Annotated in this window: 12 protein-coding genes; 9 read left to right on the top strand and 3 right to left on the bottom strand. The window is 65.8% G+C overall.

The features are described 5' to 3' along the window. Positions 1–494 precede the first annotated feature (494 nt). Positions 495–1187: a DUF3558 family protein gene (locus IDF66_RS19040; protein WP_190268188.1), complete on the bottom strand. Its 693-nt coding sequence runs from the start codon at positions 1185–1187 to the stop codon at positions 495–497. An 820-nt stretch (positions 1188–2007) separates the two neighbouring features. Between IDF66_RS19040 and IDF66_RS19045 the strand changes: the two genes are divergently transcribed. The 5 genes from IDF66_RS19045 to IDF66_RS19065 all read left to right on the top strand — a co-directional run bounded on the left by IDF66_RS19045 (position 2008) and on the right by IDF66_RS19065 (position 7589). Then, positions 2008–2973 carry a hypothetical protein gene (locus tag IDF66_RS19045; RefSeq protein ID WP_190268189.1) on the top strand — a complete coding sequence of 322 codons (966 nt, stop codon included), beginning with the start codon at positions 2008–2010 and terminating at the stop codon, positions 2971–2973. A 114-nt stretch (positions 2974–3087) separates the two neighbouring features. Continuing rightward, positions 3088–3510 carry a YraN family protein gene (locus tag IDF66_RS19050; protein ID WP_190268190.1) on the top strand — a complete coding sequence of 141 codons (423 nt, stop codon included), beginning with the start codon at positions 3088–3090 and terminating at the stop codon, positions 3508–3510. Beyond that, positions 3507–5042, top strand: coding sequence for a YifB family Mg chelatase-like AAA ATPase (locus tag IDF66_RS19055; protein ID WP_190268191.1), 1536 nt, complete (start codon positions 3507–3509; stop codon positions 5040–5042). Before IDF66_RS19050 ends, IDF66_RS19055 begins: the two co-directional genes overlap by 4 nt. Next, positions 5039–6172 (top strand): DNA-processing protein DprA, encoded by a 1134-nt coding sequence (gene dprA, locus IDF66_RS19060; RefSeq protein WP_190268192.1) that lies wholly within the window; start codon positions 5039–5041, stop codon positions 6170–6172. The genes IDF66_RS19055 and dprA overlap by 4 nt, the downstream gene beginning before the upstream one ends. Positions 6173–6311: 139 nt before the next feature. After that, positions 6312–7589 carry a saccharopine dehydrogenase family protein gene (locus IDF66_RS19065; RefSeq protein ID WP_190268193.1) on the top strand — a complete coding sequence of 426 codons (1278 nt, stop codon included), beginning with the start codon at positions 6312–6314 and terminating at the stop codon, positions 7587–7589. A 6-nt stretch (positions 7590–7595) separates the two neighbouring features. On the opposite strand, the gene IDF66_RS19070 is transcribed toward IDF66_RS19065, so the two are convergent. After that, complete coding sequence (locus tag IDF66_RS19070) at positions 7596–8159, bottom strand: TetR/AcrR family transcriptional regulator (protein WP_164306759.1); 564 nt, start codon at positions 8157–8159, stop codon at positions 7596–7598. Between the two features lie 144 nt (positions 8160–8303). Here IDF66_RS19070 and IDF66_RS19075 point away from each other — a divergent pair, with 144 nt between their 5' ends. Continuing rightward, positions 8304–9164, top strand: a complete 861-nt coding sequence (locus IDF66_RS19075) for a siderophore-interacting protein (protein WP_164306760.1) — start codon at positions 8304–8306, stop codon at positions 9162–9164. Between the two features lie 78 nt (positions 9165–9242). After that, the gene (locus tag IDF66_RS19080; protein ID WP_190268194.1) at positions 9243–10169 is read left to right on the top strand and encodes a tyrosine recombinase XerC; all 927 of its coding nucleotides are present in this window, start codon (positions 9243–9245) and stop codon (positions 10167–10169) included. On the opposite strand, the gene IDF66_RS19085 is transcribed toward IDF66_RS19080, so the two are convergent. Then, on the bottom strand, positions 10117–10734 hold the full coding sequence (locus IDF66_RS19085; protein ID WP_223309901.1) for a M23 family metallopeptidase: 618 nt from the start codon (positions 10732–10734) through the stop codon (positions 10117–10119). The genes IDF66_RS19080 and IDF66_RS19085 overlap by 53 nt on opposite strands. A gap of 325 nt (positions 10735–11059) precedes the next feature. Between IDF66_RS19085 and rpsB the strand changes: the two genes are divergently transcribed. Next, a complete protein-coding gene (gene rpsB / locus IDF66_RS19090; RefSeq protein WP_164306762.1) occupies positions 11060–11875 on the top strand; it encodes a 30S ribosomal protein S2 in 816 nt (271 codons plus the stop codon). 80 nt (positions 11876–11955) lie between these two features. After that, positions 11956–12780, top strand: coding sequence for a translation elongation factor Ts (gene tsf / locus IDF66_RS19095; RefSeq protein ID WP_164306763.1), 825 nt, complete (start codon positions 11956–11958; stop codon positions 12778–12780). The last annotated feature ends 36 nt before the right edge of the window (positions 12781–12816 follow it).

A 12816-nucleotide genomic window follows, 5' to 3' on the forward strand; every position in this document is an offset into this window, starting at 1 on the left:
TCTCCAATTCGGAAATATGTTCGGCAAGCTGTGTACGCCAGCCGCTTTCGACAATCGATGTGCGGAGCGCGTTATAAAGATTGAGACCTTCCACGCAGTCACGACCGAAATAGTTTGAATCTACGATCGTCATTAGCCTGTGTCGGCAGTCGGCGAGTTCTCGCGCTGCTGCCTTCGCTGCGTCAGCCCGCCGAGTCCAAGCAACGTCATCGGACACCACAGGGGGAGCGCCAATCATTCGCCCCACCTCCCCGCCCATCGACGTCCCATCCCCACCGCTCATACAGTCCTCCCCACAGAACGTTCGACGTCGCATGCGCCGCAGCGGTTCCACCCTGGCGATCCACACCCGCAGGTCTCGCGCCCGCAGACACAGAAGTCACAAGTAGGATAACCAACCGTTGGACATCGATGGTGGCGACCGGTGGAACGCGATTGTGTAGCAATAATCCGCATTTGGCGCGGATTTGCTACGGATTCATTTGAGGGCATGGTTATTTAGGGATTTTGTCGATGGTGGCGCGGGTGAGATCGATGGCGTGGCCGCAGATCTCTTTCTGCGGCAGACTCGGCAAGAGACCGTATCCGGCTCCCGTGACCACGCCTGCTGTTCCTGACTGTACGTAAGTTATGCAGCCGCCCGACTTGTCGCTGGCAATCCCCACTGTTCGGCCGCTAATCGTAATGTCGGGAAGCCAATTTGATCCGACGCGATTTTGCACTTTGTACCACGCAAGACTTTCAGAGTTCCCGACTATCTGATATGCGCTTAGGTATTCGGATGCCGGCGGCGAATAGTGCCAATTGCATCCACGTAGAGTCTGCCCATTTACAGTGGCGGCGTCCTCAATTTTTCGAGGATCGATTCCTACGCGAATCAAGCTTTCTTCGTCGGCGTTGCAAGGCTCATATTCAGTGCCACTATTTGCCGAATTCCACCGATCAGGAAAATTATTGTGAAATGGCAGCGCTTTTCCGGCGTCATCCATCTGCCTTACTTCTTGTGGCGGAGCGGAGGAGTCTGGGTGCGAGGACGGTCTGCCGTCTACCTCACTACTGCAGCCGGTCAGTGAAAGGAGCGAAAAGCCAGCGACCCACGCGACCGCTACCACCGGGTTGCAACGGATCCAGCGACTAGTTTTGGAATTCAAGCCGACCTTCTTGTTCATCCCGGTTTCTGATCGCATCAGAGGCAGCATCGCAGTTCGCGGCCAAGGTGTTTAGCTCGTTGACTTGGTGAACGAGTTGTGTGCTCCATCCACTGTCGACTATGGCGCACCTCAAAGCTTCAAAGAGCGCCAAGCCTTCAACGCAATCGCGGCCAAAGTAGTTCATGCCGATTATGCGGGTAATTGTCATCCTGCAGTCGTCCAGCTCTCGTGCGGCCGCGCGAGCTGCAGAAGCACGCTTGGCCCACGCCGTGTCATCAGACGCAAGTCGGATCGAACTGTCGGCGGGAGCGCCAACCATTCCCCCCACCTCCCCGCCCATCGACGTCCCATCCCCACCGCTCATACAGTCCTCCCCACAGAACGTTCGACGTCGCATGCGCCGCAGCGGTTCCATCCTGGCGATCCACACCCGCAGGTCTCGCGCCCGCAGACACAGAAGTCACAAGTAGGATAACCAACCGTTGGACATCGATGGTGGCGACCGGTGGAAGGCGCAGACCGAGGGGGATCCGTGGCGGACGACGGCAGGAACGCGGGCTCGGCCGCGGCATCTGGCGGTGGATCGACCGACTGGCGGCTCGCGATCCAACAGATGTTGAGCCGAATCGCATCAATGGAGCCGGGCTCGGCCGGGGAGGATGCTCTCGCGCTGGAACAGGCCATCGACGCCGCTATCAAAGCGACAGAGCGTCTGAAAGACTTCGGTCAGGATGGTCTCGAAGGTCACGCCGCACAGGGAAGCGCCGAACGAGCATCTCGACTCGCGACCGACATAACTTCCGGAGCGAAGTCCGTCTCGGGGGGAGTAGGTGCCTTGGCGACGGCGCAGGGAATCATGGCTGCCGCCAAGGTGCAGGTGCCATTCCTTCAGCAGATGCAGAAGGAGATGGAAGAAAAGCCCGAGGACGCCGCGGAGATCATGACGCGCGCGGCATCTCTCATGACGAGTCTCTACAACGGGCCGATGAGCTCCGCAGCGGGTCAAGCTCCTGACCCGATCGTGAATCCGTCAGTGGGTTCTGCCCTGATCGCCGGGTCGACCGTAAGCTCCGTCGGTGGCTCAGGTGATGGCAGTGGAAACAGTGGTGGCGGCAGCACCCATACCACCGCAGGCGGATCATCTGACCTCGGGGAGTACGGCAACAAGAATGCAGTGACCGGCGCAGCGACGCCGACCGATGCGGGTCCGGCTGCAAGTGCACCGTCGTCGAACACCAATTCCTCTGGCGACAAACCCCTGTCACTGGGCGATGACGCCTCGAGCGGCGGCGCTGGTGCCGATGATCCCGATGACCTCAGCCGAGGCGGCCTCGGGAGCGCGAACGGTTCGGGCAGTTCGACCGTCCCGTCAGGAATGATGCCCGCCATGGGCGCCGGGGCAACGGCGGGCTCGGGCGGGAAGGTCGGCGGCGGGGGTACGGGCGCAGGCTCGGGCGGGAGTGGAGGCGCGAACGCGGCATCGGCGATGTCGCGAAGGCTGTCGGGAGCGTTGCCCGCAGCGTCGCCGTCGACTACGCCTGCGAACTCCACGACCCCTGTGGGCGCCGGCCCGGGGCGCACAGGTGGGCCGATGGGCGGTGCACCCCACGGAGGGCGCGCGCGTGGATCCGACGACCGCAGTCACAAACCGGCGCACTACCTCCACACCCAGGAGAACGGGGCACAGATCGTCGGCAGCCTGCCACTGGTCGGGCCGCCGGTGATCGGGGACTGGGCGCCCCCGCAGGCGCCGGCCGCAGCCGAGGCGCGCGCGAAACAATCAGACGAAGCCGATGGGACCGACACGGATCTCAAGCTCTGATCTGTGGGCGGGAACAGAAACGCAACCTGTCCACATTCTCTGAACCATCCACAGAACCGGACGATTTCGCTTGTGACGAACTGAACCGTCGTACGTTCCAGCGATGCTTAAGGCATGAGCGACAACACTTCCCGGCCGCAGCGGGCTGCCGAACCCCGACGTCCACGCAGCGCGGATATCGGCCGTCTCGGTGAAGATCTCGCCGCCGAACACGTGCAGAGTCTCGGGTGGACTGTGATCGAGCGTAACTGGCGCAACCGATTCGGCGAGCTGGACCTGATCGCCGCCGATGGCTCGGCACTGGTCGTCGTGGAGGTGAAGACGCGGGCCTCCCGGATCTTCGACGATCCGGCCGCGGCCGTCACCCCTCTCAAGCTCGCCCGGATGAGGCGGCTGATCCGCCACTGGCTGGCCGACCATCGCGACAGTTGGTGGAGCGAGATCCGGTTCGACGTGCTGTCGGTCCAACTCGACTCGAGGGACCCGACCGCAGTCGACCGAGCCGTGGTGCGTCACCATCGAGGCGTGTTCGCATGAGCGAGCCAGGTCTCGGCACCGGGCTCGGGCGCGTGCATTCGGTGGGACTCAACGCGTTTGTCGCGCGAGAGATCGAGATCCAGGCGAACGTCGGGCACGGACTGCCGGGTTTTGCGGTCACCGGTACGGTCGATGCGTCGCTGCGTGAGGCCCGCGACCGCGTCCGCGCGGCGATCTCGAACAGCACGCTCAAGTTCCCGGACATGAAGGTAACGGTCTCGCTCGCTCCGGCCGATCTCCCCAAGGCGGGCTCCTCGTTCGATCTCGGCATGGCATTGGCGATCCTCGCCGCGACCGAGCAAGTGACCACCACCCGGTTGCATCACACGGTGTTCCTCGGAGAACTCGGCCTCGACGGCGGGCTGCGGCCGGTGCGCGGAGTGCTCCCGGCCCTGAAGAGGGCCCGTGACTGCGGGTTCACCCATGCCGTGGTGCCGATTCCGAATGTCGCGGAGGCCGCTCTTGTTGCCGACCTCGACGTCGGTGGCGCACATACCTTGCGGGAGGTCGTCCGCTGGCTGGCGGGAGACCACGTGCTGGACACCGTCTCCGACTCCGACAGCGTTCCACCGCCACCCGAGGTCGCCGACATGGCTGACGTCGTCGGACAGTCCGAGGCGCGTCATGCCCTCGAGATCGCCGCTGCCGGCGCGCATCACGTCTTGATGACCGGACCGCCCGGCATCGGCAAGACGATGCTCGCGCGACGGCTGCCCGGCATCCTGCCTGCGCTGTGTCCCGAAGAATCTCTCGAGGTCACCGCCATCCACTCCATCGCCGGAACTTTGCGGGCCGGCCATCCACTCATCACCGAAGCGCCGTTCGTGGCCCCGCATCACACGACAACTGCGACGGCGCTGCTGGGCGGAGGTACCGGCTTCGCGCGACCCGGTGCGGTTTCTCGTGCGCACCGAGGAGTCCTGTTCCTCGACGAATGTGCCGAGATGGGGGCAAAGGTTCTTGATTCCTTGCGACAACCCCTGGAAGAAGGTGAGGTCCGTGTCTCTCGGCGAGATGGCGTGGCCACCTACCCCTCCCGTTTTCAGCTGATCATGGCCGCCAATCCCTGCCCGTGCGCACCTGCGCATGACATCGATTGCGTCTGTTCGGCTGTCGCGCGACGTCGATACCTCGGGAAGCTGTCTGGGCCGTTGATGGACCGCGTCGACATCCGGGTTCGTATGGATCCACCTGGGAACACCGCACTGATGAACTCGATCGAGGAGCCCAGCGCGGCAGTGCGCGAGCGTGTCTCGCAGGCTCGGGCCACCGCAATCGAACGATGGTCGGAACATGGCTGGCTGACCAATGCAGAAGTACCGGGCTCCGCGCTGCGGCAGCGATTTCGATTGTCACCCAAAGCTCTACGGCCGATCGAGCTCTTCCTTCGCGACGGACGCGTGACGGCTAGGGGAGCCGATCGCGCGATCCGCCTCGCGTGGACCCTGGCCGACCTGAAGCAGGGTACCGAGCCCGGCGAGACCGAGATCGCCGAGGCCTTGTTGTACCGGGACCGGAGAGGATACCGATGAGCCACCACCTCGACGACACCGAGCGTCGGGCCTGGGCGTATCTCGCCCGTGTCGCCGAACCGCCCTGCGCTGCAATCGAATCTCTGTGTGACGAGCTCGGCCCGGTCGAGGCGGCAGCCGCAGTGCGGTCGCGTTCGGTCCCGGCAGGCCATCCCTTGGTACTCGAGGCCACGGCCGCTCGCGCCGAGATCGACACCGCCGCAGAAGACCTGGAGATCGCCGAGCGCATCGGGGCCCGCCTGGTGACCCGCGACGACGCCGAATGGCCGGGCTGGCCGCTGATGTCGTTGAGTCAGTCGGACACGGCGGCCCGTGGCGGAGTGCCGCTGGCATTGTGGGTCCGTGGGCCCGGCCGCCTCGACGACTTGGCGACGACGGGTATCGCGCTGGTCGGCTCGCGTGCCGCGTCGGGCTATGGCGAGCAGGTCGCGTCGAGCCTGGCGTCCGGACTCGTCGCGGAGAACTGGACAGTGACCTCGGGCGGGGCATACGGGATCGACGGGGTCGCCCACCGCGGTGCCCTGGCTTCCGGTGGTTCGACGATGGCGGTCATGGCTTGTGGGATCGATCGCGACTATCCCGCCGGTCACGCACGATTGCTCGCAGAGATCGCCGACCGGGGCCTGGTCGTCTCCGAGTACCCACCGGGTACCACCGCTGCCAAGCATCGCTTCCTCACCCGGAATCGCCTGGTTGCCGCCATGTCTGCCGCCGTGGTGGTCGTGGAGGCGGGACGGCGGTCGGGCGCGGCGAACACTGCCGCGTGGGCACGGAAACTCGGCCGTCCGCTCGGCGCGGTACCAGGCCCCGTGACGTCGGCGACATCGATCGGATGTCACCAGATGATCGCCGACGACCTGGCAGTGCTCGTGACCGGCATCCGTTCGGTCATCGCGCTCGCCGCTCCCGACGGCGCAGTCGACAACGGCCGGGGCCGAACGCGGTCCACTGATCGCCTCACGGCAGACGAGCAGCGTGTGCACGATGCGTTGCCGGGTCGGGGATCGGTCACAATCGAGGAGATCTCGTTCTCCGCCGGGCTCGACATCCCGGACGTGCGATCCGCGCTCGCCCGGATGGATGTCAGTGGACACGTGGTGAATGACGCCGGAATGTGGCGACTGTCATGAGGAAAGCGACGGCGGCGGAACGACACCACGAACTCCGCGCCCACGGGCCGGACCGTCAGCGGGCGCCGCCCAGCACATGCCCCCCTGCGATGATCACAAGGTCGAGAAAGGTCTCGGTGTCCGCGACTAGTGTCGGTGTATGAGAATCCTGCTGGTCGGCGCAGGCGGTGTGGGCGATGCCATCGCGAAGATCGCCGCTCGACGTGAGTTCTTCGACCACATGGTCATCGCCGACTACGACGAGGGCCGGGCGCGGCGCACGGTGGCCGCGATCGTCGACATGCATGGCGCTGGTGTTGCCGCGAAGTTCAGCGCGGTGGCGATCGACGCAGGTGATGCGTCGGCGATTCGCGATGCGGTTCGGGATCACGGTGCGACGCACGTGATGAACGCGGTGGAACCGAAGTTCGTGCCGACGGTGTTCGGCGGAGCCTTCGCCGGCGGCGCCGACTATCTGGACATGGCCATGAGTCTGTCGACTCCGCACCCGTCCGAACCTCATCGCCACACCGGAGTGAAGCTGGGTGATGAGCAGTTCGCCGCCGCTGCGGACTGGGAGGCTGCCGGGCGCCTCGCGCTGGTCGGGATGGGGGTCGAGCCCGGTCTGTCCGACGTGTTCGCCCGCTACGCCTGCGACAACCTCTTCGACGAGGTCCACGAACTCGGCACCCGGGACGGCGCAAACTTGTTGGTGCGCAACGAGAGTGGCGAGGAGATCTTCGCGCCGTCGTTCAGCATCTGGACCACGATCGAGGAATGTCTGAATCCGCCGGTGATCTGGGAGAGGGACAGGGGATTCTTCACCACGCCGCCCTTTTCCGAGCCGGAGGTGTTCGACTTCCCCGAGGGGATCGGCCGGGTCGAATGTGTGAACGTCGAACACGAAGAGGTCCTGCTGATGCCGCGATGGTGCGACGCGCGGCGCGTCACGTTCAAATACGGTCTGGGGGAGGAGTTCATCGGTGTGCTCCGGGTTCTCAACACGCTCGGTCTCGATTCCACCGAGCCGGTCGGCGTGCGCTCGGCCGCGGGACGCGTACAGGTGGCCCCGCGTGACGTGGTGGCCGCAGTCCTGCCCGACCCTGCCACCATCGGCCCGGTCATGACCGGGAAGACCTGCGCAGGGCTGGCGGTCACCGGCATCAAAGACGGACGACCACGCCGCGTGTACCTCTACCACGTCAGCGACAACGAGTGGACGATGCGTGATTACGGCACGCAATGTGTGGTCTGGCAGACCGCGCTGGGCCCGGTGATCGCGCTCGAACTGCTGGCCGCGGGCACCTGGCGCGGAACGGGTGTCCTGGGTCCTGAGGCCTTCCCGGCAGAACCCTTCCTCGAATTGATGCGAGCCGACGAGGCCCGCGGCGGATACGGGCAGCCATGGGGGCTCCGTGAGGACGACTCGCAGATCTGAGCGCCTTCAGCGCCCGGTGAGCAGGTCGATGAAGATCCGGGTGTCGTCGTCACTTGCGGGGCCGTGGCGCCGGCGCGCGTGCAGATAACCGATCCCCGCGTACAGGAGAGTCGTCGCGCGCGCATGTGCCTCCGGCTCGTCGAAACCGAGTTCCCGCATCGCCTCGTGGGAGATGTCGAAGATCTGGTCGTCGAGTGCGGCCACGATGTCCGCCAGGGATTCGTCGGTTTCGGCCCAGGTGCGAACGGCGGCCTCGACCGTCCATCGCCGAGGGTCGGACACCAGTCGAACCATCGCCTCGATCCGTTCCACCGGGGGCAGGGTCTGCAGATCGGCCAAAGTCTGCCTCGCCGATTCCTCGACCTTCCGGCAGTGATCGGCAAGCGCCGACATGAGTGCGGCGATATCGGTGAAATGCCAGTAGAAGCTGCCTTTGGTGACCCCGAGGTGTGCGCACAGCCGCGAGATCTTGATGGCTCCGACGCCTTCGGTGATCAGTAGTTGCATCGCGGCATCGAGCCAGTCATCCACGGTCAGACGCGATCCGCGTCGAGGGGACGGCTCCGGCATGTTGACCTCGATGGGTTGTGACTGTGTACTGACAATTCGACGACCTGAACTCCCAGGTTAGATCACACGGCGAATCCGATGCGTCGGATCTATTTACTTAGGTTTACCTAATGCGGCGTACTGTGGTGTCCGAGAGGAGGCTTCATGGCCAAACACATGAACATCATGACGGTGCTCCGTCGCGAGCAGCTCAGCCCGCACTTCGTCCGTCTCTACCTCGGTGGCGACGACTTCGACGACTTCACCCCCGACGGTGATCGTGGTACCTGGGATACCGACCTGTACATCAAGATTGCCTTCGGTCCCGATGGTGCGCCATTCCAGGGGGATGTCGACCGCAAGCAGATGCGGCTCATGCCGGCAGCGGAGCAGCCTGTGCTGCGGACCTACACGGTGCGCTCGATCGATGTGGACCGTCGCGAGATCGCCGTCGACTTCGTCGTCCATGGCGACGAGGGCATCGCGGGTCCGTGGGCGGCAACGGTCGAACCCGGTGCCACTGTTCGGTTCCTCGGTCCCGGCGGTGGCTATCGACCGGCGGCAGCGGCTCCCTGGCATCTGTTGGCCAGCGACGAGGCGGGATTGCCTGCGGTCGCCGCCGCACTCGAGGCGCTGCCCGACGACGCCGTCGCGAAGGTGTTCATCGAGGTCGCGGGTCCGGAAGATGAGATCGCGCTCACCGCACCGCCCGGTACGGAGATCGTGTGGGTCCATCGCGGTGGGCCGGCGGGCGAGGTCGGCGACGACCGGGCCGGCGACAATGCTCCCCTGATCGCAGCCGTCCGCGCCGCCGAGTGGCTCGACGGTGAACCACATGTGTTCATCCACGGCGAGGCGCAGGCAGTGATGCACAATCTGCGCGCGTACGTGCGCAAGGAACGCGGTGTCGGGGCGAAGAATGCATCGATCTCCGGCTACTGGCGCCGGGGTCGGACCGAAGAGGGCTTCCGAGAGTGGAAGTCGGAGCTGCGCGCTGCCGAGGAGGCGGCCGGAGCTGCGGTGTAGCCGTGCGGACGGGCACGATCCGGCAACGGACCGCGTGCCCGGTTGCGCTCGACAACGGTGGCTAGTTCTCTCGATGCCATGACCGCCGAGTCCGACACCGCTTCGCCCCACAACGCCGGCGTCCTCGACGACTTCACCACCTATCTCACCTTCGAGAAGGGGCACAGCGAGCACACCGTCCGTGCGTACGTCGCCGACGTCCGTGGACTCGTCACGTTTGCGGGGGCACGGGGTGTGTCGGTGGCCGACATCGACCTGTCGCTGCTGCGGAGTTGGCTTGCCGACCACACGCGCCGTGGCGCGGCACGGACCTCGATCGCACGCCGGGTGTCGTCGGCCAAGGCATTCTGCGCGTGGGCCACCCGGGAGGGGGTACTCGGCGCAGATCCGTCGACGCGTCTGCAGGCGCCCAAGGCGCATCGGACGTTGCCTGCCGTGCTGGCGCCGGACCAGGCCGCCGCGACGATGCGGTCGGCGGCCGCTGGCGGGACGGATGAGGAAGCGCTCGCGTTGCGTGATCGGTTGATCGTGGAACTGTTGTACGCCACCGGGATTCGTGTCGGAGAGCTCTGTGGGCTCGATGTCGGCGACGTCGACGAGACGCGACGCGTTGTGCGGGTGACCGGTAAGGGGAACAAGGAACGGACGGTGCCATACGGGGATCCGGCCGCAGCGGCGATCGAGCGTTGGTTGGCGCAGGGGCGGCCGGCATTGTCCGGGCCGTCGTCGGCGGGCGCCCTCTTGCTCGGCGCACAGGGTGGCCGACTCAACCAACGGATGGCCCGACGCGTGGTGCACCGGGCGGTGGCGGCCGCCGGCGGGCCGGACATGGGGCCGCACGGACTCCGGCACAGTGCGGCCACCCATCTTCTCGAAGGTGGTGCCGACCTCCGGGTGGTGCAGGAGTTACTCGGGCACTCGTCGTTGGCGACCACACAGCTCTACACCCATGTCAGTGTGGAACGCCTGCGTGCGGTCCATCGGCAGGCGCATCCCCGGGCCTGATCCCATCGACGGGTTTCAGTCGGACGCGGAGTGCGCCGATCAGGGCGAGGGGGTTGAGGTAAGTGGCCGCCCTGCCCTGGCCGCGGCGAGCGCCCCAGTGTAGGCAGGCAGGCGCCGGGCATCCCTCGTGTCCGGCGATCACGGTGCCGATCTCCTCGCCGCGACGTACCGTCGTGCCCTGCCGGACCGAGGCGCGGACCGGCTCGTAGGTGGTGATCAGTGCATCGGCGTGACGGATCGACACGACGGGGCGCCCGGCGACCACGCCGGCGAACTGCACCGTCCCGGCGCCGGCCGCGTGGATGACGGTGCCCGGCGACGTCGAGAGGTCGACTCCGCGATGACCCGGTTGCCACCGGTGCTCGGGAGGGTCGAATCCACGGATCACCGCGGGCGGCGGTGGCAGGGGCAGTCGGAATCGTGGATGGGCGGCGCCGGCCACGCCCGGCAGCGCACACAGCAGCACGGCAACCAGCACGAGCTCGGACACCGCGTACACAATGACCCGGAACAGACGTTTCCGGCGGTGCCGTCGGGCCCGGCGGTCGTGGTCGGCCATGAACATCTGACGCACGGGTGGCGTGATCGGCTCCCGCAGAAATCGTCGCCGGGCAGCCGAGACCGCGCGGACCGGCAGAACGCCGGGTGTGGATTTTGGTTTTCGGCAGATGACCGGCGTAAACTGGCCGACGCACCTCATCGACTTCGGTGAGGTGACTTCGCGCGCCTGCGTTGCGAACCGCACTCACCTCGTGAAAAGCGGTTCATCACGCCGGGTGGGCGGTCCCGGGATGCGGTCGAGAACTGCGACCCGGGTCCACCACGGCGGCAGGCGCCAGGATCGGCACCGACCGGTGTCGATGTCAACTGCACACAAAGGAAATGACGACATGGCTGTCGTGACCATGAAGCAGCTGCTGGACAGCGGCGCACATTTCGGGCATCAGACCCGCCGTTGGAATCCGAAGATGAAGCGGTTCATCTTCACCGACCGCAACGGCATCTACATCATCGACCTGCAGCAGACGCTGACCTACATCGACAAGGCCTACGAGTTCGTCAAGGAGACCGTTGCCCACGGTGGCACGATCCTCTTCGTCGGTACCAAGAAGCAGGCACAGGAGTCGATCGCCGCAGAGGCCACTCGCGTCGGCATGCCGTATGTGAACCAGCGCTGGCTCGGCGGCATGCTCACCAACTTCTCGACCGTCCACAAGCGCCTGCAGCGCCTGAAGGAACTCGAGACCATGGAGCAGACCGGTGGCTTCGAGGGTCGCACCAAGAAGGAAATCCTCATGCTGACGCGTGAGAAGAACAAGCTCGAGCGGACACTCGGTGGTATCCGCGATATGGCCAAGGTGCCGTCCGCCGTTTGGGTGGTGGACACCAACAAGGAGCACATTGCTGTCGGTGAGGCACGCAAGCTCAACATCCCGGTCATCGCGATTCTCGACACCAACTGCGACCCGGACCTCGTCGACTACCCGATCCCGGGCAACGACGACGCGATCCGCAGCGCCGCTCTGCTCACCCGCGTGGTCGCCTCGGCGGTCGCCGAGGGAGTTCAGGCCCGTGCCGGCCAGTCCTCCGACGATTCCAAGCCGGAAGCAGGCGGCGGCGAGCCCCTGGCCGAGTGGGAGCAGGAACTGCTCACGCAGGCCACCGCGCCCGCCGGTGGCGAGGCCGGAACCACCCCGGCCCAGTAGGAACCCGTCCTGACGTCTCCCCGGGCCACGACCGGGCCCGGGGAGGCATCCGACACTCTCTCGAAGGAGGCTCGCCAACGATGGCGAACTACACCGCAGCCGATGTGAAGCGTCTCCGTGAGCTCACCGGCTCAGGAATGCTTGACTGCAAGAACGCGCTCGCGAACAACGACGGCGACTTCGACAAGGCCGTCGAGGAATTGCGCATCAAGGGTGCGAAGGACGTCGGCAAGCGCGCCGAGCGCTCCACTGCCGAGGGCCTCGTCGCAGCCAAGGACGGCGTGCTGATCGAGCTGAACTCGGAGACCGACTTCGTCGCGAAGAACGCCGAGTTCCAGGAACTCGCCGACCAGATCCTCGACGCCGCGGCGGTCGCCAAGACCAGTGACGTCGACGCGCTGAAGGCGGCGGCTCTGGGTGGCGGCACCGTGGACGAGGCCGTCGCCGCGCTGTCGGCCAAGATCGGCGAGAAGCTCGAACTGCGTCGGGTCGCCTACTACGACGGTCCCGTCGCCGTGTACCTGCACAAGCGTGCATCGGATCTGCCGCCTGCTGTCGGCGTGCTCGTCTCCTACACCGGTGAGGGTGACGCCGCTGCGGAGGCCGCGCGTGGCGCTGCCATGCAGGTTGCCGCGCTGCGCGCGAAGTACGCGACCCGCGACGAGGTGCCCGCCGACGTGGTGGAGAACGAACGTCGCATCGCCGAGCAGACCGCGAAGGAAGAGGGCAAGCCCGAGCAGGCACTGCCGAAGATCGTCGAAGGCCGCGTCAACGGCTTCTACAAGGACGTCGTGCTGCTCGACCAGCCGTCGGTGCAGGACTCCAAGAAGACCGTCAAGGCTCTTCTCGACGAAGCAGGCGTGACCATCAACGGTTTCACCCGCTTCGAGGTCGGCCAGTCCTGACCTGTTGACCAACAGACAAAACCCCGCGTCACCGCT

Source organism: Gordonia hankookensis (assembly GCF_014673215.1).
GTDB classification, from domain to species: domain Bacteria; phylum Actinomycetota; class Actinomycetes; order Mycobacteriales; family Mycobacteriaceae; genus Gordonia; species Gordonia hankookensis.